Source organism: Kitasatospora sp. NPDC059812 (assembly GCF_042732075.1).
Classification (GTDB): domain Bacteria; phylum Actinomycetota; class Actinomycetes; order Streptomycetales; family Streptomycetaceae; genus Kitasatospora.
The window spans coordinates 36,572-56,301 of the sequence record NZ_JBHWIO010000032.1 but is presented as its reverse complement, the minus strand read 5'-3'; the positions used below and the strand labels follow the sequence as shown (position 1 = coordinate 56,301).

The 19,730-nt window shown below is 73.2% G+C and carries 14 protein-coding genes and 1 tRNA gene; 10 read left to right on the top strand and 5 right to left on the bottom strand.

What is annotated here, in order from left to right; genetic code table 11:
• Positions 1-127: 127 nt before the first annotated feature.
• On the bottom strand, positions 128-1,291 hold the full coding sequence (locus tag ACFV6D_RS18280) for a DUF2637 domain-containing protein (RefSeq protein ID WP_380560488.1): 1,164 nt from the start codon (positions 1,289-1,291) through the stop codon (positions 128-130).
• Positions 1,292-1,664: 373 nt separating this feature from the next.
• Between ACFV6D_RS18280 and ACFV6D_RS18275 the strand changes: the two genes are divergently transcribed.
• The gene (locus tag ACFV6D_RS18275; protein WP_063347436.1) at positions 1,665-2,411 is read left to right on the top strand and encodes a hypothetical protein; all 747 of its coding nucleotides are present in this window, start codon (positions 1,665-1,667) and stop codon (positions 2,409-2,411) included.
• Between the two features lie 99 nt (positions 2,412-2,510).
• Here ACFV6D_RS18275 and ACFV6D_RS18270 read toward each other — a convergent pair whose 3' ends face one another.
• Complete coding sequence (locus ACFV6D_RS18270; protein ID WP_380560487.1) at positions 2,511-3,686, bottom strand: TerD family protein; 1,176 nt, start codon at positions 3,684-3,686, stop codon at positions 2,511-2,513.
• A gap of 373 nt (positions 3,687-4,059) precedes the next feature.
• On the opposite strand from ACFV6D_RS18270, the gene ACFV6D_RS18265 reads away from it, so the two are divergent.
• The 3 genes from ACFV6D_RS18265 to ACFV6D_RS18255 all read left to right on the top strand — a co-directional run bounded on the left by ACFV6D_RS18265 (position 4,060) and on the right by ACFV6D_RS18255 (position 8,713).
• Positions 4,060-5,256, top strand: coding sequence for an HpcH/HpaI aldolase/citrate lyase family protein (locus ACFV6D_RS18265; RefSeq protein WP_380560486.1), 1,197 nt, complete (start codon positions 4,060-4,062; stop codon positions 5,254-5,256).
• A gap of 107 nt (positions 5,257-5,363) precedes the next feature.
• Positions 5,364-7,838: a phosphoribosyltransferase gene (locus tag ACFV6D_RS18260; protein ID WP_380560485.1), complete on the top strand. Its 2,475-nt coding sequence runs from the start codon at positions 5,364-5,366 to the stop codon at positions 7,836-7,838.
• Positions 7,838-8,713 (top strand): HAD family hydrolase, encoded by an 876-nt coding sequence (locus ACFV6D_RS18255; RefSeq protein WP_380560484.1) that lies wholly within the window; start codon positions 7,838-7,840, stop codon positions 8,711-8,713. The genes ACFV6D_RS18260 and ACFV6D_RS18255 overlap by 1 nt, the downstream gene beginning before the upstream one ends.
• A 16-nt stretch (positions 8,714-8,729) precedes the next feature.
• On the opposite strand, the gene ACFV6D_RS18250 is transcribed toward ACFV6D_RS18255, so the two are convergent.
• A complete protein-coding gene (locus tag ACFV6D_RS18250; RefSeq protein ID WP_063347431.1) occupies positions 8,730-8,960 on the bottom strand; it encodes a zinc ribbon domain-containing protein in 231 nt (76 codons plus the stop codon).
• Positions 8,961-9,030: 70 nt separating this feature from the next.
• Positions 9,031-10,392: a hypothetical protein gene (locus ACFV6D_RS18245; RefSeq protein WP_380560497.1), complete on the bottom strand. Its 1,362-nt coding sequence runs from the start codon at positions 10,390-10,392 to the stop codon at positions 9,031-9,033.
• A 168-nt stretch (positions 10,393-10,560) separates the two neighbouring features.
• Between ACFV6D_RS18245 and ACFV6D_RS18240 the strand changes: the two genes are divergently transcribed.
• The 4 genes from ACFV6D_RS18240 to ACFV6D_RS18225 all read left to right on the top strand — a co-directional run bounded on the left by ACFV6D_RS18240 (position 10,561) and on the right by ACFV6D_RS18225 (position 15,781).
• Positions 10,561-10,632: transfer RNA gene (locus tag ACFV6D_RS18240), tRNA-Val, on the top strand.
• Between the two features lie 339 nt (positions 10,633-10,971).
• Positions 10,972-12,357 carry a Dyp-type peroxidase gene (locus ACFV6D_RS18235; RefSeq protein WP_380560483.1) on the top strand — a complete coding sequence of 462 codons (1,386 nt, stop codon included), beginning with the start codon at positions 10,972-10,974 and terminating at the stop codon, positions 12,355-12,357.
• A gap of 225 nt (positions 12,358-12,582) precedes the next feature.
• Positions 12,583-13,140, top strand: a complete 558-nt coding sequence (locus ACFV6D_RS18230) for a hypothetical protein (RefSeq protein ID WP_380560482.1) — start codon at positions 12,583-12,585, stop codon at positions 13,138-13,140.
• Positions 13,141-13,261: 121 nt separating this feature from the next.
• Positions 13,262-15,781: an ATP-dependent Clp protease ATP-binding subunit gene (locus ACFV6D_RS18225; RefSeq protein ID WP_380560496.1), complete on the top strand. Its 2,520-nt coding sequence runs from the start codon at positions 13,262-13,264 to the stop codon at positions 15,779-15,781.
• Between the two features lie 69 nt (positions 15,782-15,850).
• On the opposite strand, the gene ACFV6D_RS18220 is transcribed toward ACFV6D_RS18225, so the two are convergent.
• A complete protein-coding gene (locus ACFV6D_RS18220; RefSeq protein ID WP_063347425.1) occupies positions 15,851-16,726 on the bottom strand; it encodes a metallophosphoesterase in 876 nt (291 codons plus the stop codon).
• Between the two features lie 225 nt (positions 16,727-16,951).
• Here ACFV6D_RS18220 and ACFV6D_RS18215 point away from each other — a divergent pair, with 225 nt between their 5' ends.
• Together ACFV6D_RS18215 and ACFV6D_RS18210 are read left to right on the top strand one after the other, a co-directional pair.
• Positions 16,952-17,866 (top strand): serine protease, encoded by a 915-nt coding sequence (locus ACFV6D_RS18215; protein WP_380343765.1) that lies wholly within the window; start codon positions 16,952-16,954, stop codon positions 17,864-17,866.
• Between the two features lie 229 nt (positions 17,867-18,095).
• Positions 18,096-19,586 carry a S28 family serine protease gene (locus ACFV6D_RS18210; protein WP_363372366.1) on the top strand — a complete coding sequence of 497 codons (1,491 nt, stop codon included), beginning with the start codon at positions 18,096-18,098 and terminating at the stop codon, positions 19,584-19,586.
• The last annotated feature ends 144 nt before the right edge of the window (positions 19,587-19,730 follow it).

The window sequence follows — 19,730 nt, the reverse complement described above, 5'->3', positions numbered from 1 at the left end:
GCGCTGGCGCCGCTCTCGCCCCGAGTGTCGGGGGTGTCACCCTCGCCCGGCGCCCCCCCGCCGCCGCCCCCCCCCCGCCCCCCCCCCCGCCGGGGGGGGCCCCCTTCCCCCGTCGCGGTGGGCCCGCTCAGCCGAGCTGCTGCTCGATCGCGCGCAGCTTGCGCTCCAGCGAGTCCAGCTTGGGCATCGACAGGGTGTCGTCGTCGGCCGTCAGGTCGATGGCCGAGCTGCGGTAGGACGAGCCCGAGGCCGATCCGACGGACGAGGAGTAGGACGACGAGTAGGACGAGGACGAGGAGGACGCCGAGGAGGACGGCGCGTACGACGAGCCGACGGCGGCACGCGGGCGGCGGCCGGCGTCCAGCGCGGCCGGCTCCAGCGGGCCCGAGGCGGCCTGGTACGAGGAGGCGGTGTCCGACTCGGCGGCTAGGGCAGGCTCCGTAGCGGTCTGGCTGTCGCCGGCAGCCGTGAGCGCGGGCACCTGGCGGCCGCCGCGGGCCCGGGCGAGCATGCCGCCCTGGCGGGAGATGGCCTTCAGCTCGGCCCGCTCGCGGCGGTCGGCCGTGCGGGCCCGCACCTTGGCGTCCAGCTTGGCCTGGCGCTCCTCGCGCACCTCCTCGACCGCCTCGTCCAGGCTGCGGACGTTCTCCAGCAGCATCAGCGACCAGGCCGCGTAGGTCTCGCGCGGGGCGCGCAGCCAGCGGACGATCCGGATCTGCGGCAGCGGGCGCGGCACGAGCCCCTGCTCGCGCAGCGCGGCCTTGCGGGTCTGCTTCAGCGCGCGGTCGAACAGGATCGCCGCCGAGATCGACATGCCGGAGAAGAACTGCGGGGCGCCGTCGTGCGTCACGCCGCGCGGCGCGTGCACCCAGTTGAACCAGGCCGAGGCGATCGCGAACACCCAGACCAGCAGGCGGGAGCCGAGCGCGGCGTCACCGTGGCTGGCCTCGCGCACGGCAAGCACCGAGCAGAACATCGCGGCGCCGTCGAGGCCGAACGGGACGAGGTACTCCCAGCCGCCGGACAGCCCCAGGTTCTCCTTGCCGAAGCCCACCAGGCCGTGGAAGGACAGCGCGGCCGCGACACCGGCGCAGCAGAACAGCAGCGTGTAGGAGGAGATGCCGTAGATCATCTCCTTGCGCCGCCGACGCTCCTCGCTGCGCTCCCAGGAGTCGCCGGCCTCTTCCTTCTTCGTGTTCTTGAAACGCAGCGTCGCCAGCAGGACGGCGACGAACAGCAGGGCTGCGCCGCCGACGACGGTCCAGACCAGCTGTATGGAGGTCAGGTTCATTGCGGGTCGGGCCTCGGGTTTCCGCAGGGGACGGGTTCACAGAGCGACACAGGCGGTCAGCTCCCGGTACTCGGGGAGCGCCTGACGATTCGTTCGTCGCCGCACGGCGTACCCGCCGCACCCGCGCAGGGGCGGACGGGACACCTGTGCGGCTAGACGATATCGCGTCCGAAGGGGCGGCATGTTACGGGAGGGGGGCTTCCTCCCGCCAATCGACCCGCCGACCGCTCCACTCGTCGACCCGGCGGTGAGCGCCGGGGGGCCCGACGGGGTAGGGGAGGGGGAGGTTTGGGTATCCGAGGGCCGGGCTGATGCCCGATCATGGAGCGGCGGACCGTCAGATCGCCTGACGGGAGCAGGGGGAGAGGGCGGGATGGTCTCGATCTGGGAGTACCTGCGCGGGGAGCGGAACTACACCTTCGACAACCCGGGCGGTCAGCACAAGGTCATACTCACCAAGTCGACCCCGCAGCACGCGATCACCGGGGCCGCGGCCACCACCGGCTACCTCTACGTCAACCTGCACTGGACCACCCGCTCCGGGGCCGTCCGGCCCAGTGCCCGGGAACGCGCCAAGCGCCTCTTCAGCCCCCGCATCCTGCGCCCGCTGGAGCCGGACTCGGTGCAGAACGAGCAGGTCAACGTCGACCTCGACCTGGCGTGCATGTACGAACTGTCCGACGGGAGCAGCGGCGTGGTGCAGCCGCTCGGCGGCTACTTCGGCGACCTCCGGCAACCGCCGTACATCAAGCTCAGCGGCGACGACCAGTACGGGGCGCCGTCCGGCGAGACGATGTACGTCAACCTGGAGAAGAAGGACAAGTTCAAACGGCTGCTGATCTTCGTCTACATCTACGACGGCACGCCGGCCTTCGAGCAGTCCCACGCGGTGGTGACGATCGTGCCGCAGACCGGGCCGCGGATCGAGATCAAGCTGGACGAACGGGCCCGGGCGGCGCGCTCGTGCGCGGTGGTGCTGATCGAGAACGCGGGGGACAACCAGCTGACGGTGCGCCGTGAGGTGCGGTACGTCAACGGGTTCCAGGCGGACATCGACCGGCTGTACGGGTTCGGGCTGCAGTGGCAGCGCGGGTACAAGAGCCAGGGCGGCTCCGACTAGACCCTGTCCGGCCTGGGCCCTGTCCGGCCCGGCCCTGTCCGGCCCGGCCCTGTTCGGTCCGGTCGGAGCCGGGCGGCGGTGGTGCCCTGGGCAGGCCGATCAGCGGGGCTGGAACTGCGGGCCCTGCGGCGGCAGGGCGAACTCCTCGCCGGTGGGCGGCTGGGCCGCTGCCTGGGCCTGGGCCGGTGGTTGCGCGGGGGCCTGGGCCGGCGGCTGCTGGCCGGTGCCGGCGTGCGGGTAGCCGTAGCTGCCGGGGTGCTGCTGCGGGGCGGGCTGCTGCTGGTGCGGGTAGCCGTAGCCGGTGCCCTGCTGCTGCGGGTACGGCTGGGGGGTGGGCTGCGGGTACCCGTAGCCGGTACCGGGCTGCTGCTGCGGATAGCCGTAGCCGGTGCCGGGCTGCGGCTGGTGCGGGTAGCCGTACCCGGTGCCGGGCTGGTGGGTCGGGGGTGCGGGCGGGGCCGGCGCAGTGGCCGGGGGAACGGCGGGCGGCGCGGTCGGCGGGGGCGGCACCGCGCCCGTGGCGGCCGCGGCGGGCTGCTGCTGGGGCCGGCCCTGGGGGGTGGCCGACGGCTGCGGGACGGCCGGGGCCAGGGTGAAGGTGCCGGGCTCGGGCGGGGCGGTCGGGCGCGGGGCGGGCAGCGGGGTGCTGCGGGGGTCGACGGCGGCGGTGGGGGTGACGGTGGGGGTGGCCGTCGAGGCCGCCGCCGGGGCCGCGGCGGCCTCCGCCTCGTCGTCGACGGTGATGCCGAAGTCGGTGGCCAGGCCGATCAGGCCGGAGGTGTAGCCCTGGCCGATCGCCCGGAACTTCCAGGCGCCGGAGCGCCGGTACAGCTCGCCCGCGACCAGGGCGGTGACGTTCTCGCCGTCGGAGATCGCGAACTCGGCGAGTGCGGGCGCGCCGTCCCCGGCCGTGGCGTCGAAGAGCAGCAGACGCAGCCCGGGCACCGTGCGGAAGGAGCCACCCTCGGAGGAGCCGGCCAGCACCACCCGGTCGACGTCGGCGGGCAGCTTGGCGAGTTCGACCTCGATCGTGTCGATGATCTCGGCGCCGCCGGAGGTCTGCTGCTTGGGCAGGTGGCGCACCAGGCCGGAGGGGTGCCGCGGCTGGTTGTAGAAGACGAAGTCGGCATCCGAACGGACCTTGCCGGTGGCGCCGAGCAGCAGCGCGGACGCGTCCACGTCCGGCGCACCGGGCGTGGCGCTCCAGCGCAGCACGGCGCGGACCGCCGCAGCCGGCAGTGCGATGTTGGCGCCCTTGGCCATCACGTGCGTCATAGCCGACCATCCTGCCCGTTCGCCACCCCTTCGGACAACGTGACCGGGACCGTCGGAACCGGGTCGGACTTTGCCAAGACTTGCGCTTGCCGGGGGTTTGCCGGTGCTCGACCGGTGATCGGTGATCTGGACGGCGATGTTCCGGGAGTTCAGTGCCGAGGAACCGGGGACGGCCGGAATCCGTCCGTACGATGGGCGGTCCAAGGGCCCGCCGGGGTCGGGCGGAGGGGGGCCCGCCGGCGTCCGGCCGGGAACCACGGAGCCCCGTGGACCGGTTAACCATGGTGTCGCACCGCTGGATCGCGGTGTCGTCCCGCGCCGCCGCACGCCCCGGCAACGGACCGGCGGCCGTCAAACCTCTGAGGAGAGCACCTTGCGCCATTTCGGCCACCTCGCCGACGACGTACGCGGTCGCCTCTTCCTCGAACCGCCCCGGCCGTTCACCGCGCGGAGCGAGGCCGCGGTGCTGGCCACCGCCCTCGGCGGCACCCTCTACAGCCCCGCCACCCGGCCCGCGCTGGCCGCCGACATCCGCAAACAGGCTGCTCGGGGCGTGGTGTCGATGGTGCTCTGCCTGGAGGACGCGATCGCCGACCACGAGGTGGACGCGGGGGAGCGGAACCTGATCGAGCAGTTGAATGACCTGGTCAGGGATTTCACCGACTGCACACAAAGCCACCCCCTGCTCTTCATCAGAGTTCGAGCCGCCTCCCAGATCCTCGACCTGGCCGAGCGGCTCGGGCCGGCCGTCGAGCTGCTGAGCGGGTTCGTCCTGCCGAAGTTCACCACGCAGACCGGCGGCGCATACCTGGCCGCCCTGGCCGCCGCCGAGGCCGCCACCGGGCGCCGGCTGTTCGCCATGCCCGTCCTGGAGTCACCCGAACTCGCCCACCTGGAGACCAGGCGCCAGCAGCTCTTCGGCATCGCCGACCTGCTCGCCGGGTACCGGGAGCGGGTGCTCGCCGTCCGCCTCGGCGTGACCGACCTCTGCTCCGCGTACGGCCTGCGCCGCTCGCCCGACCTCACCGCGTACGACGTCGCCCTGGTCTCGGCGGTGATCGGCGACGTGGTCAACGTGCTCGGCCGGGCGGACGGCACCGGGTACACCGTCACCGGTCCGGTCTGGGAGTACTTCCCGGTCCAGGAGCGGATGTTCAAGCCGCAGCTGCGCCGCACGCCGTTCGCCGAGGCCCCCGGGACGGCCCGGGCCTCCGGCGAGGAGGTCCGCCGGCGGATCATCGAGCACGACCTGGACGGGCTGATCCGGGAGGTCGAGCTCGACCGGGCCAACGGCCTGCTCGGCAAGACCTGCATCCACCCCAGCCACGTCCCCGCCGTGCACGCCCTCTCCGTGGTCACGCACGAGGAGTACTGCGACGCCCGGGACATCCTCCGGCAGGAGCAGGACGGCGGCGGGGTCCTGCGCTCGGCGTACACCAACAAGATGAACGAGGCCCGGCCGCACCGGGCCTGGGCGGAGCGGGTGCTGCTGCGGGCGGAGGTGTTCGGGGTGGCCCGGGAGGACGTGAGCTTCGCGGAACTGCTCGCGGCCTGCCTGTGCGGGGAGTGAGGGGGCTGAGGGGGCTGTCCGCAGCAGGCCTGAACGGCCCGACCTATCCGACCTATCCGACTGATCCGAAGACCGCACCACCGCACCATGCGAAGGCAGGACCAGCAGTGACAGCACAGCAGACGTGGACCGGCCGTTGGGTCGCCGACCGGGCCGGCATCGCCCTGACCGGATCGGACCGCCTCCCCGAACTCGTGGGCCTGGCCCTGCGTTCCCAGAACCCGAAGCGCGCCCACCTGCTGGTCTCCACCGTGCTCGGCAAGCACGTCCCGCAGCGGCCCGCGGTCGTCCACGGCGTCGGGCTCGAACTCGGCCGGCAGGTCCGCGAGTTGCTCGGCGACGAGGCCGCCGCGCGGGCCGTCGTCCTCGGCTACGCGGAGACGGCCACCGGCCTCGGCCACAGCGTCGCCGACGGCCTCGACGCCCCGTACCTGCACTCCACCCGCCGCCCGGTGCCCGGGGTGCCCCCGCTCGGCGGCTTCGAGGAGGAGCACTCGCACGCCACCTCGCACCTGCTGCTCCCCGCCGATCCCGAACTCCTCACCGGTGACGGCCCGTTGGTGCTGGTCGACGACGAGTTCTCGACCGGCCGCACGGTCCTCAACACCATCCGTGAACTGCACGCCCGCCACCCCCGCGACCACTACGTCGTCGTCGCCCTGGTCGACCTGCGCTCCACCGCCGACCGCCGCCGGCTCGCCGACACCGCCGCCGAACTCGGCGCCCGGCTCGACCTGGTGGCCACCGCCAGCGGCGCCGTCCAGCTGCCCGCCGACGTCCTGGACCGCGCCGAGCGGCTGATAGCCGAGGCCGCCCCCGCCCCCGCCGCACCCCCCGGAACGCCCGCACCGCTCGCCCGGGTCGACCTGGACTGGCCCGCCGGGCTCCCCGACGGCGGCCGGCACGGGTTCACCGCCCGCGACCGCGCCCGACTGGACGCCGCCCTGCCCCGCCTGGCCGGACAGCTGGCCGACGCACTGCCCGCCACGGCGCGGCGCGTGCTGGTCCTCGGCTTCGAGGAGCTGATGTACGCCCCGCTGCGGTTGGCCGGCGCACTCGCCGACCGGCTGGGCGGCGACCGCGTCCGCTACTCCACCACCACCCGCTCGCCCGTCCTCGCCGTGGACGACCCCGGCTACGCCATCCGCACCCGCCTCGCCTTCCCCGCCCACGACGACCCGCAGGACGACGCGTCGCGCGAGCGCTACGCCTACAACGTCGCCCCCGGCAGCGACCCGGCCCGCCGCTTCGACGCGGTCGTGCTGGTGGTCGACGACGTCGCCGACACCCCAGCCCTGCGCGAGGGCGAGCGCGCCCTGCTCGGCCAGCTGCGGCAGGTCACCGACCAGGTGGTGCTCGCGGTGCTGCCCTCCCACCGGCCGGTCCGGCTGCCCTCCCGCCTGCCGTCCCACCAGCCGTCCCACGGGCCTTCCCGCCTGCCGTCCCCGTTGTACGGCCCGGCGTTCTCCTCCTACCGGCCCGACGAGGTGGCCTGGCTGCTCAAGGACCTCTCCGGCGTCCCGCTCGAAGCCCCCACCGAGGAGCGCGAGGAGGCCGTCCAGAACGGCGGCGCGCACTACGCCGAGTCGCTGCCGGTCGAGTACCAGCCCAGCCCCGAGTACCAGGAGCTGTTCCACCAGGCACTGCGCGCCTCCGCCCGCCGCATCGCGCTCGCCGCCGGCACCGTCGCCGAGACCCTGCTGCGCGAGCGCGGCCCCGGCCTGGTGCTCGCCTCGCTGGCCCGGGCCGGCACGCCCGTCGGCATCCTGATCCGCCGCTGGCTCGCCCACGCCCACGGCCTCGACACCCCGCACTACGCCGTCTCCATCGTCCGCGGCCGCGGCATCGACCCGGTCGCCCTGCGCTACCTGGCCACCCACCACCGCGCCGGCGACGTCGTGTTCGTCGACGGCTGGACCGGCAAGGGCGCGATCACCCGCGAACTCGCCGAGGCCCTGGCCGGCACCGGCTTCGACCCGGACCTCGCCGTCCTCGCCGACCCCGGCCGCTGCGCGCGCACCTACGGCACCCGGGACGACTTCCTGATCCCCTCCGCCTGCCTCAACTCCACCGTCTCCGGCCTGGTCTCGCGCACCGTGCTGCGGCCCGGCCTGATCGGCCCGGACGACTTCCACGGGGCCAAGCACTACGCCGAACTGGCCGGTGCGGACGTCTCCGCCGCCTTCCTCGACACCGTGGCCGACCACTTCGACGCCGTCCGCCCGGAGGCCGTCGCCGCCGCCGACCGGCTGTCCACCGCCCCGGACCGCACGCCCGACTGGGCCGGCTGGGCCGCCGTCGAGCGGATCAGCACCGAGTACGGCATCGACAGCGTCAACCTGGTCAAGCCCGGCGTCGGCGAGACCACCCGGGTGCTGCTGCGCCGCGTCCCCTGGCGGGTCCTCGCCCGGCGCGGCGCCGGCGCCGACCTCGACCACGTCCGGCTGCTCGCCGCTCAGCGCGGCGTCGAGGTCGAGGAGGTGGACGGCCTGCCGTACTCCTGCGTCGGCCTCATCCACCCCCGCTACAGTCGGGGAGCGACCGGGGCCTCCGGTAGGACCGTTGTGGTGAAGGAGTCCTGATGAACCCCGATGTCCTCGTCGCCAGCGACCTCGACCGGACGCTCGTCTACTCCAACCGGGCCCTCGCCCTGGACGTCCCCGACCGGCTCGCGCCCCGACTGCTCTCCGTCGAGGTGCACGACGGCAAGGCGCTCTCGTTCATGACCGAACAGGCCGCCGCGCTGCTCGTCGAACTCGTCCGGCAGGCCTGGTTCGTCCCCGCCACCACCCGCACCCTCGCCCAGTACGAGCGGATCAACCTGCCCGGCCCGACGCCCGGTTGGGTCCCCGCGTACGCGATCTGCGGCAACGGCGGGCACCTGCTCGTCGACGGCGTGCCCGACCAGGACTGGCGCACCGAGATCACCGCGCGGCTCGCCTCCGGTGCGGCCCCGCTGGAGGAGGTCGTCCGGCAGCTCGCCCTGAGCGCCGACCCGGAGTGGACGCACAAGCGCCGCGTCGCCGACGGGCTGTTCGCCTACCTCGTCGTCGAGCGCGCCGCACTGCCCGGCGGCTGGCTCGATGAGCTGACCGGCTGGTGCGCCGAACGCGGCTGGACGGTCTCGCTCCAGGGCCGCAAGGTCTACGCCGTCCCCGCGCCGCTCAGCAAGAGCGCCGCCCTCGCCGAAGCCGTCCGGCGCACCGGCGCGTCCACCGTGCTCGCGGCCGGCGACTCACTGCTCGACGCCGACCTGCTGCTCGCCGCCGACGCCGCCTGGCGGCCCGGGCACGGCGAACTCGCCGACGGCGGCTGGACCGCCCCCGGCGTCACCGCCCTCGACGAGGTGGGGGTGGCGGCGGGGGAGGAGATCGTCCGACGCTTCCTCGCCCGGGTGGCCGCCGCGCCCGTCGTGCCCGTCGTGCCCGGCGTGCCCGGCGCGCCCGTCGCTTCCTGAGCGGAAGCGGCAGCGGTCAGCCGCAGCAGCCGCCGCCGCAACAGCCCCCTCCGCCACCACCGTTGCCGGAGGGGGCCTGGCGCGGGGCGCCGCCCGAAGCGGAGCCGGTGACGGCGACGGCGGACAGCAGCTTCACGGTGTCCTCGTGGCCCTGCGGGCAGACGGCGGGGGCGCCGGCCTGCGCCATCGGGCGGCGGAGTTCGAAGGTGGCGCCGCAGGAGCGGCAGCGGAAGTCGTAGCGTGGCATACCGGCAGGGTACCCAGGCGGAGCCCTGCCGACGTCCTGTCGGTGCCCTGTTGGCGTCCTACTGGGGGTGCTACCGGTGCCCGCCCAGATCGCCGCGGATCAGCCCGATCACCTGCGCCGCCGTCTCCCGCACGCCCGCCAGCTCGGTCAGGAAGTGCCAGTAGTCGGGGTGCCGGCCGGCCGCCTCCAGGGTGGCCACGGCCCGGTCCAGCCGCGCCACCGCCTCGTCCAGCGGGGCGGCGTGCCGCGGGTCCGGCGCGCTGCGGCCCGCCATCGCCAGCCGCTGCGCGTCGCGCAGGGCGAACCGGGCCCGCTCCACCTCCCGGTGCGGGTCGTGCTGCACCTCGTTCAGCTGCCGCAGCCGCTCGTTCACCGCGACCACCGACCCGTCCGCGGTGTCCAGCAGCGCGCGCACCGTACCGATCGCGCCCGTCGCGTCCGCCCAGCGCTGCTCGTCCCGGGCCTGGGCGGCCTCGGCGAGCTTGCGCTCCGCCGCCCGCCCGGTCTCCGCGACCTGCTCCGACACCCGCTGGAGGTCCTGCCAGCAGGCCGAGCTGAACCGGCGGCGCAGTTCGCTCAGCGCCGGCTCGACCGCCTCCGCCTTGGTCTCCAGCGCCTGGATCCGGGTCCGCAGGCTCGCCACCCGCCGGTCGATCTCCCGTGCCCGCTCCGGCAGTTGACCGGCGTCGGCCGCAATCGCCTCGGCGCGCTGCCGCACGTCGTCCGCGCGCCGCAGCGTCGGCGCCACCCCGTGCCGGGCCGGCCCCTCGTTCAGCAGCCCGAGCTCCGGCGCCAGTTCGGCCAGCCGGGCCGCCAGGTCGTCCGCCCGCAGCCCGGCACCGCGCACCGCGTCCAGCGCGTTGCTCGCCTGGAGTAGCGCGCGCTTCGCCTGCTCCACCGCCGGGGTGACCCGCATCAGCTGCTGCTCGGCGCGCTGGAGGGCCGGCTGCAGCCGCTGGAGGAAGTCGTTCAGCTCCGCCCGGGCCGAGCCGAGCTGCCCCTTCACGTCCTCCAACTGGCGCCGGGCCCGCGCCGCGGCGCCGGCGTCCAGCGCCTCGTCGTCCAGGTTGTACGCGTCCAACGCGCCCAGGTAGTTCACGGTGACCTGGTCCACCCGGCCGGTGATCCCCGCCAGGTCCGCCAGCGCCCGGCGGGCCGTCGCCTCGTCCTCGGCCGCCCGGACGGTCTCCACCGCCAACTGCACCTCGCGCTGCGTCGAGTCCAGCTCGTAGAACGCCTCCTGCGCGGCGTCCCGGGCCGCCTTGGCGTCCGCCCGCACACCCTCCCCGCCGCGCCGACCCCACCAGCCGCCCGTCCCGGCCGAGGCCAGCCCCAGCGCACCCAGCGCACCCGCCAGCACCACCGGCACCACCAGTGCGTCGGCCAGCGCACTCCCCGCCCGACGCCACCCCCGCCCGCTCCCGCCGGCCACCGTCACTGCGCGCTCCCTGCTCCGACCCGCTGATCCACCCCCATTCTTCCCGATCACCCCACCCCACCGGCACCCCCACCCGTCCCACTCCCCGACCACCCGCACCACAGCACCCCCCGGGACCAGGTACCCTAGGCAGTCGTCGTGCCCCCACCGGGCCACGACAGGGGGCGCGTAGCTCAGTGGTAGAGCGCTGCTCTTACAAAGCAGATGTCGGCGGTTCGAAACCGTCCGCGCCCACAGCAGGGGTGTGGGTCCGCGAGGGCCCGCGCCGAGATCGAAGAGCATCGAGAACACGTCACGCCGCAGCTCCTGCGGCTGGAGCCGCCAGGGCGGCCGACTCGGCAGCGAGTTCGGCCGCTTTTCTGTTCGGCCGACTCCACGGCCTTCGAGTGTCGGCGGCCGGAATCCTTCCCGTGGCTGTGATCCGCCTGGTGGTTCCGGCGTGAGATCGCCGGCTCGACACGCTGTGTGAACTCCCACTGTGGGCGATGTCCGCATTGCACAGTGTGCGCAGGTTTGTGACTGTGTTGAGGAGGCCGCCATGCCCCTGACCCTCCGACCGTTCGCCCCGCGCGGGTGAGTGGGCCCACCGCCGGTGCGGTGCCGACGTTGGAGCTGGAGGACATCCAGGGCACTGTGCTGCGGCGTCGTCCGGACGTCTACCACGGTGTGTACCTGCTCTACCGGATCGACGACCCGGCCGCGGCGAAGCGGTCGCTGCGCGAGGTCCTGCCGGAGGTCACCAGCGCGGCGGACTGGGAGCGGCCCCGCCCGTTCACCCTCAATGTCGCCTTCACGTACCGGGGGCTGGCCCGGTTGGGCGTGCCGCCGGATTCGCTGGCCTCGTTCTCCCCGGAGTTCCGGGCCGGCATGGCCGCCCGGAAGGAGGTGCTGGGAGACCTCGGTGCCAGCGACCCCGGTAACTGGCCCCCGCCGCTGGGCGGCCCCGACGTGCACATCGGGGTGGTGATCATCGCGACGGCCCCCGAGGGGCTCCACGAGCCGGTGGCGGCGGCCGGACGGTTGGCCGGGGTGAGCCTGGTCTACCGGCTCGACGTCGGTTCCCCGGTCACCGGGCGCGAGCACTTCGGGTTCCGGGACGGCATCTCCAGCCCGTACCTGCTCGGCAGTGCCGAGCGGTCGCTGCCCGGCCAGGACGCCGTCCAGCCCGGCGAGTTCCTCTTCGGCTACCCGGACGAGTCCGGGGCGGCGCCGGCGGGGCCCGCGCCGGACGTGCTCGGCCGCAACGGCTGCTACCTGGCCTTCCGCCAGATGCACGCGGACGTGGCCGCGTTCCGCAGGTACCTGCGGGACCAGGCCCGCTCGCCCGAGGACGAGGAACTGCTCGCAGCCAAGATCGTCGGCCGCTGGCGCAGCGGTGCGCCGCTGGCGTTGGCGCCGGAGCACGACGATCCGGACCTGGGCGCCGATCCGACGCGCAACAACGACTTCCGCTACCACGACGACCCGCGGGGCCTGCTCGTCCCGCGCGGCGCGCACATCCGGCGCGCCAACCCGAGGGACGGCCTGGCCGACACCGTGGTCGAGACCGGCATCCACCGGGTGCTGCGGCGCGGCGCGGCGTACGGCCCGCTGCTGCCGGCCGGGGCCCTGGAGGACGACGGCGCGGAGCGCGGGATCATCTTCATCTTCATGGGCGCCAGCCTGTCCCGGCAGTTCGAGTTCGTGCAGCAGGTGTGGCTCAACGACGGCGACTTCGCCGGCCTCGGCCCCGAGCAGGACCCGCTGGTCGGCAACAGCGGCGGCGCCGGTGTGCACACCATCCCGGCCCGCCCGGTCCGGCGCCGGCTCACCGGGTTGCCCCGGTTCGTGACCGTGCGCGGCGGCGAGTACTGCTTCCTGCCCGGCCTCGCCGCGATCGCCTGGCTCACCGCACTGCCGGACCCGGCCGGCGGCCCGTCCGCCGCGCCGCACTCATCGACATCGGAGGACGACAGGTGACCCCGCCCGAGAAGGACTTCACCCCCGTGCGGCACTCACCCGATCTCGTGCCGCCGGAGCCGGACTTCGACCGGCACCTCCAGCAGTCCAGACCGTCCGCAAGGAGGTGTACCGGCGCTCGTCGGTGCTGCGCCACGAGCTGAACGGCCGGCGCCGCGCCGAGCCGGCCTCGGCCGCCGACGTGCTTCCCGACCCGTCCTGACGCTTCGCCCGAGAGGAATCCAGATGTACGACTTCGACCCGTCGACCTACCAGCCGATCTCACCGGACGTGTCGGTCGAGGAGATCGCCAAGGCCTTCCAGAGCCCCCGTCAGCAGACCGAGGGCTTCGGCCTGCGGGCGGTGAACCGGTCGGAGTTCACCCTGATCGCACCGGTCATCCAGCCGACCGGGCCCGCCGTCTTCCTGGAGCGCGCCGAGAAGGCCTGCATCGAGGCGCCCTACTGGGAGAACCGCCTCGGGACGGTCCACGACCTGCGGGTCGCGCTCGTCAACGACGGTCATCAGGTGCTGTTCTGCGCGACCTACAGCGATGAGTTCAAGCCCTACGTCATCGACGTCATCCGCTTCGCCACCCCGTGGATCGACCACATGTTCAACGACGTGGCGGCCGGATACCCGGGCCTGGCCTCCGACCAGGCGGTCGACTACATCGCGAAGTACCAGGTGCAGGCCAACGTCTGGTACGGCGGGCCGAACCCGGAGGCCACCCCCAGGGACATCGGCAAGGCCATCGCGGTGGCCGCCGCGTTCGACGACCTGCTGGACGCCGCCCAGAGCTGACCGCGTGCGTCGACAGGCGCGCCGGCGCCCGTGCGGGAGGGGCCGGGGTTCGGGAGGCGGGGTGGGGTGGGCTGTGTTTGGGTGGCTGCACACCGCTTGGGAGAGGTGATCCTCCGTGACCATGCCCCCGTTCGGATCGAGTGATCCGTTCTCCGATCTGCTCAGCCGCTTCTTCGGGATGAGTCCGATGGCCTCCCCGCCCGCCGTGCAGCGGGTGCCGATCGGGCGGTTGCTGAGCGAGTCCTCGCAGGAGCTGCTGGGGTTGGCCGCGCACCGGGCCGGCGAGGACGGGATCAGTGATCTCGACACCGGGCACCTGGCCTGGGCGGCCACCCGGGTGGAGCCGTCGCGCCGGATGCTGGAGCGGGCGGGGATCGACCCGGACCAGCTGGCCGGTGACCTGGAGCGGTCGTTGCCGTCCGGGGATCCGGCGGCGGTGGACGGGCAGCCCGCGCTGACGCCGTCGGCCAAGCGTGCGCTGCTGGCGGCGCACGCCCGTTCGCAGGCGGCCGGGGCCTCGTACATCGGGCCGGAGCACATCCTCGGCGCGCTGCTGGACCAGGAGCGGTCCGGGGCGGGGACGGCGCTGCGCAACGCGGCGCCCTCGCAGGAGGCGTTGAAGACGGTGCTGGAGGGGCGCGGTGTCGGCGGGGAGCGCAGCAGCACGGGCGCGCACCCGAGCGAGACGCCGACGCTGGACGAGTACGGGCTGGACCTCACCGAGGCGGCGCGCTCGGGCCGGCTGGACCCGGTGGTCGGGCGGGCCGAGGAGATCGAGCAGACCGTCGAGATCCTGTCCCGCCGGACCAAGAACAACCCGGTGCTGATCGGCGAGCCGGGCGTCGGCAAGACCGCGATCGTGGAGGGGCTGGCGCAGCGGATCGTCTCCGGGGACGTGCCGCAGAGCCTGCGGGACAAGCGGGTCGTCACCCTCGACCTGACCGCCCTGGTGGCCGGCTCCAAGTACCGGGGCGAGTTCGAGGAGCGGCTGAAGAAGGTGATCGACGAGGTCACGGCGGCCGAGAAGAGCGTGATCCTGTTCCTGGACGAGCTGCACACCGTGGTCGGCGCGGGTTCCGGCGGCGAGGGTTCGATGGACGCCGGCAACATCCTCAAGCCGGCGCTGGCGCGCGGTGAACTGAGCGTGGTCGGCGCGACGACGCTGGACGAGTACCGCAAGCACGTGGAGAAGGACGCCGCGCTGGAGCGCCGCTTCCAGCCGGTGCTGGTGCCCGAGCCGAGCGTCGAGGAGACGATCGAGATCCTGCGGGGGCTGCGGGACGCGTACGAGGCGCACCACCAGGTGCGGTTCACCGACGAGGCGCTGGACGCGGCGGCGACGCTGTCCGACCGGTACGTCAGCGACCGCTTCCTGCCGGACAAGGCGATCGACCTGCTGGACCAGGCCGGTGCCCGGGTGCGGTTGCGCAGCCTGAGCGGCTCGACCGAGGCGACCGGGGTGCAGGACCGGATCACCAAGCTGAAGCGGGAGTTGGACGAGGCCGTCGCGGACGAGGAGTTCGTGCGGGCGGCCAACCTGAAGGCCGAGCTGCGGCAGACCGAGGACGAGTTGGCGGCCGTCGCCGAGTCCCGCGAGGAGGTCGTCGACGTGACCGCCGACGACATCGCGCAGGTGCTGTCGTCCCGGACCGGCATCCCGGTCGCGGAGTTGAACGCGACCGAGCGGGAGCGGCTGCTCAAGCTGGAGGAGCACCTGCACGAGAAGGTGATCGGCCAGGACGAGGCGGTCACCGCGGTCGCCCAGGCGGTGCGCCGCGGCCGGGCCGGGATGGGCGACCCGGACCGGCCGACCGGCTCCTTCCTCTTCCTCGGGCCGACCGGCGTGGGCAAGACCGAGCTGGCGAAGGCGCTGGCGGCGCTGCTGTTCGGCGACCCGGACCGGATGATCCGCTTCGACATGAGCGAGTTCCAGGAGAAGCACACCGTCTCCCGGCTGGTCGGCTCCCCGCCCGGGTACGTCGGCTACGACGAGGCCGGGCAGCTGACCGAGGCCGTCCGCCGCAAGCCGTACAGCGTGCTGCTCTTCGACGAGGTGGAGAAGGCGCACCCGGACGTCTTCAACCTGCTGCTCCAGGTGCTGGACGACGGGCGGCTGACCGACGCCCAGGGGCGGACGGTCGACTTCCGCAACACCGTGGTGATCATGACCAGCAACATCGGCTCGCAGCGCATCCTCGACCACGCCGGGAACGTGGACGAGATCCGTGGCGACCTGATGCGCGACCTGCACCAGCAGTTCCGGCCGGAGTTCCTGAACCGGATCGACGAGGTGATCGTCTTCCACGCGCTCACCCGGAAGGACCTGCTGTCGGTGGTCGGTCTGCTGCTGGAGCGCAGCCGGCGTCGGCTCAAGGCGCAGGACGTGCAGTTGGAGGTCACCGAGGCGGCCAAGGAGTGGCTGGTCAACCGCGGGTACCAGCCGGAGTTCGGGGCCCGGCCGCTGCGTCGGACGATCCAGTCGGAGCTGGACAACCGGGTGTCCAACCTGCTGCTGGACGGCACGGTGCGGGAGGGCGACACGCTGATCGCGGAGGTGAGCGACGGCGACCTGGTGGTCACGCTCGCCCGGCCGGAGGCGTCGGCGACCTTCGAGGAGGCGCAGGAGAAGGCGGAGGAGTAAGCGGGGGAGGCCTGATCCGTCGGAGATCTGCCCCGCCGCCGGACGGTCCGGCGGCGGGGCAGCGCGTACCTACGCCTGCGGGAAGACCTCGCGCAGCAGCGGCTCCGGCAGCCCGCGCTTGCGCCACTCGCGCGGGTAGCCGAGCGAGACCTCCTCGAACGGGACGCCGTCGTAGCTGGTCTTGCGGGGGATGTGCAGATGGCCGTAGATCATCGCCGCGGTGTTGAAGCGGCGGTGCCAGTCCGCGGTCAGTTCGGTGCCGCACCACTGGGCGAACTCGGGGTACCAGAGGATCTCGGTGGGGTGGCGGACCAACGGGTAGTGGTTGACCAGGACGAGCGGTACGTCCGGGTCGCAGGCCGCCAGCCGCTGCTCGGTCAGCCGGACGCGCTCGCGGCACCAGGAGTCGCGGTCCGGGAACGGGTCCGGGTGGAGCATCCGCTCGTCCGCGCAGACGATGCCGCTCTCGTAGGCGGCCGCCAGGGACTCCTCCTTGGTGGTCGTGCCCGGCGCGCGGAAGGAGTAGTCGTACAGGAGGAAGAGCGGGGCGATGCGGACCGGCCCGCCGGCGCCCTGCCAGAGCGGGTACGGGTCCTCGGGGGTGAGCACGCCGAGGTTCCGGCAGAGGTCGACCAGGTGGTCGTAGCGGGCCACGCCGCGCAGCTGCACCGGGTCCTCGGGGTGGGTCCACAGCTCGTGGTTGCCGGGGGCCCACACCACGCGGGCGAAGCGTTCGGCGAGCAGTCCGAGCGCCCACTCGACGCTGGTGGTGAGTTCGGCGACGTCTCCGGCGACGAGCAGCCAGTCGTCGGGGGTGGTGGGCCGGATCTTCTCCACCAGGTCGCGGTTCTCCTGGTAGGAGATGTGCAGGTCGCTCACGGCGAGCAACCGCCCGCCCGCCCCCGTGGGCTCCGACGGCGCGTCGCTGCGGTACTCGGTAGTCACTCCTGCCCCCTGTGGTCACCCGTCCGATGTCGCCACAGTACGTGGCGGACGGGGACCGTGGGGCGGGTTGACGCGATCGGCCGTGCGAAGGGAGGGGCCGGCGGACCGCCGCCACCGCGCGAACGAGCCATTGCGGCCGAAGTGCTTTCTTGGTGTCGTCTTGACTCTTGACAGTGAGTCATGTCCGCGACAGCTTTGGTGCACCCCCACACCGAGAGGTCTCTCATGAAGAAGCCGCTCATAGGCATGCTCGCCACCGTCCTGGTCGCCGGAGCAACCGCCCTCGCCGGCGCCCTCCCGGCCCAGGCCGCCACCGCGGAGGCCCCCGCCGCCGTGTCCGTCGCGGCCCAGGACGGCCAGTCCCTGAGCGCCCAGGCCCAGGTCACCGACACCAAGGCGGCCCCCCGCGCCGTCAACTTCGCCGGGACGGTGGCCCTCAACAACTGTTCCGGTTCGCTGGTCCGGATGCCAGGCTCGGCCGCGAGCGACCCGGCCCTCGTCCTGTCCAACGGCCACTGCCTGGAGTCCGGCATGCCCGGCCCCGGCGAGGTGATCCTCAACCAGCCCTCCAGCCGGACCTTCACCCTCCTCAGCTCCAGCGGCAGCGGGCTCGGCACCCTGCGCGCGACCAAGGTGGTCTACGGCGCCATGACCGACACCGACGTGTCGATCTACCAGCTGAACACCAGCTACGCCTCGATCCAGTCCCGGTACGGGATCGCCCCGTTGACCATCTCCGCCGCCCACCCCACGCAGGGCACCTCGATCAAGGTCGTCTCGGGCTACTGGAAGAAGATCTACTCCTGCTCGATCGACGGCTTCGCCTACCAGTTGAACGAGGCGGACTGGACCTTCAAGGACTCGGTCCGCTACACCTCCGGCTGCAACGTGATCGGCGGCACCTCCGGCTCGCCGGTGGTGGACGCGAACACCGGGCAGGTGGTCGCGGTCAACAACACGATCAACGAGAACGGCGAGTCCTGCACCCTCGACAACCCGTGTGAGGTCGACGAGAACGGCTCGGTGACGGTGCACCAGGGCATCGGCTACGCCCAGGAGACCTACGGCATCCCGGCCTGCTTCGCCGCCGGCAACCGGTTCGACCTCACCCTGCCCGGCTGCACCCTGGTCCGGCCCTGACCTGACCGCCGCGACGGCCTCGACCTGAACCGTGGCCGCCATCCCGCGCCCGACCGCCACGTCGTGACGGAACCGGGGCGACCCCGCTGACCAGCACCGATCCCCGATGGGCCACCCGCGAACGGCGGGTGGCCCATTCGGCCGTCCACCAGGCGGCCGGCGCACCACCCCCGCCGCACTGTCGTCCCGACAGAGCGGCAGTCATATCCGTGTGACCAATGGAGAGTTGATGACCACCACGCTGCGAAGGCTGCTGGTTTCCGTCCTGCTGATACCGCTGCTCGCGCTCGGCGGCCTGGCGACCCCGGCGCTGGCCGCCGGTGCCCAGGGCGCCGGTACCGCCGAGGCCGCCCACGGCCGGAGCCCCGCCGACGACCCGAATGCCGACATCAAGGACCGCCTGGCGGCGATCCCCGGGGTGACGATCACCGAGGAGAAGCCGACCACCACCGGTCACCGCTACTTCCTGCTCACCTACACCCAGCCGATCGACCACTTCCGCCCCTGGCTGGGCACCTTCCAGCAGCGCTTCAGCGTGCTGCACCGGGGCTACGACCGCCCGACCGTCTTCTACACCAACGGCTACACGCTGGGCACCAACCCGTCGCGCACCGAGCCGACCCGGCTGGTGGACGGCAACCAGGTGTCCATCGAGTACCGGTACTTCACCCCGTCGCGCCCCGAGCCGGCGGACTGGTCCAAGGCCGGCATCCGCCAGCAGGCCGCCGACTCGCACCGGCTGGTGACCGCGCTCAAGCGGATCTACCAGCAGGAGTGGCTCTCCACCGGCGCCAGCAAGGGCGGCATGTCCTCCACCTACTTCCGCCGCTTCTACCCGGACGACGTCGCGGGCACGATCGCGTACGTGGCGCCGAACAACACCGACGTCAACGACTACGCGGCCTACACCAACTTCTTCCGCACCGTCGGCACCCCCGAGTGCCGGGCCGCGCTGAACGCCGCCCAGCGCGAGCTGCTGGTGCGCCGCGACCGCCTGGAGACCCGCTACGTGGCCGACAACAAGGCCGCCGGCTCGACCTTCAACACCCTCGGCACGCCGGACCGGGCGTACGAGGCGGGCGTGCTCGACGTGGTCTGGGCGTTCTGGCAGTACAGCACCGAGGCGGACTGCGCCAAGGTCCCGGCCGCGGCCACCGCGACCGACGACGCGCTGTACGCGTGGTTCGACTCGCAGTCCGGCATCACCGGCAACAGCGACCAGTCTCTGGCGAAGTACACCGCGTACTACTACCAGGCCGCGACCGAGCTGGGTGCGCCGTTCTTCGACGTCTCGCACCTCAAGGGCGTGCTGCACTACGACTACAAGGAGCTGTACTCGGCCCGGTCGTACGTGCCGAAGGACATCCCGATCTCCTTCAACCCGAACGCGATGCGGGACATCGACCGCTGGGTGAAGCACGACGCCGAGCGGATCATCTACGTCTACGGCGGCAACGACCCGTGGGGCGCCAAGCCGTTCAAGCTCGGCCGGGGCAGTGACGACAGCTACGTCTACACCGTGCCGGGCGGCAACCACGGCTCCAACATCGGCCAGCTGCCGGCCGCGCAGTCGGCGGAGGCGACCGCCAAGGTGCTGGAGTGGGCCGGCCTGGGCGACCAGGACGCCGCCCGCTCGCTCGGCAAGAAGCAGCAGATCCCGCCGTTCGGCCCGCTCGACGAGGAGGGCCTGAAGCTGGAGTCGCAGCGCCACCCGCTGTAAAGCGCCACCCGCTGTGACCGGCAGGTCGTAGCGTTGTGTGACGCTTTGGAGGAGGGGGGGGGCGCGGGGCGGCCGCCGGCCGGCCGGCGCGGGCGCGGGGGGACCCGCGCGGGGGGGGGCGGCGCGGGCCAGCAGTAGAATACT

What these genes read in the sequence shown, in the direction of transcription:
- ACFV6D_RS18215 (WP_380343765.1), top strand. Translation starts at nt 16,952, where the DNA reads ATGAAGAAGCCGCTCATAGGCATGCTCGCCACCGTCCTGGTCGCCGGA.
- ACFV6D_RS18250 (WP_063347431.1), bottom strand. Translation starts at nt 8,960, where the DNA reads ATGCCACGCTACGACTTCCGCTGCCGCTCCTGCGGCGCCACCTTCGAA.
- ACFV6D_RS18270 (WP_380560487.1), bottom strand. Translation starts at nt 3,686, where the DNA reads ATGACGCACGTGATGGCCAAGGGCGCCAACATCGCACTGCCGGCTGCG.
- ACFV6D_RS18210 (WP_363372366.1), top strand. Translation starts at nt 18,096, where the DNA reads ATGACCACCACGCTGCGAAGGCTGCTGGTTTCCGTCCTGCTGATACCG.
- ACFV6D_RS18255 (WP_380560484.1), top strand. Translation starts at nt 7,838, where the DNA reads ATGAACCCCGATGTCCTCGTCGCCAGCGACCTCGACCGGACGCTCGTC.
- ACFV6D_RS18230 (WP_380560482.1), top strand. Translation starts at nt 12,583, where the DNA reads ATGTACGACTTCGACCCGTCGACCTACCAGCCGATCTCACCGGACGTG.
- ACFV6D_RS18275 (WP_063347436.1), top strand. Translation starts at nt 1,665, where the DNA reads ATGGTCTCGATCTGGGAGTACCTGCGCGGGGAGCGGAACTACACCTTC.
- ACFV6D_RS18280 (WP_380560488.1), bottom strand. Translation starts at nt 1,291, where the DNA reads ATGAACCTGACCTCCATACAGCTGGTCTGGACCGTCGTCGGCGGCGCA.
- ACFV6D_RS18225 (WP_380560496.1), top strand. Translation starts at nt 13,262, where the DNA reads ATGCCCCCGTTCGGATCGAGTGATCCGTTCTCCGATCTGCTCAGCCGC.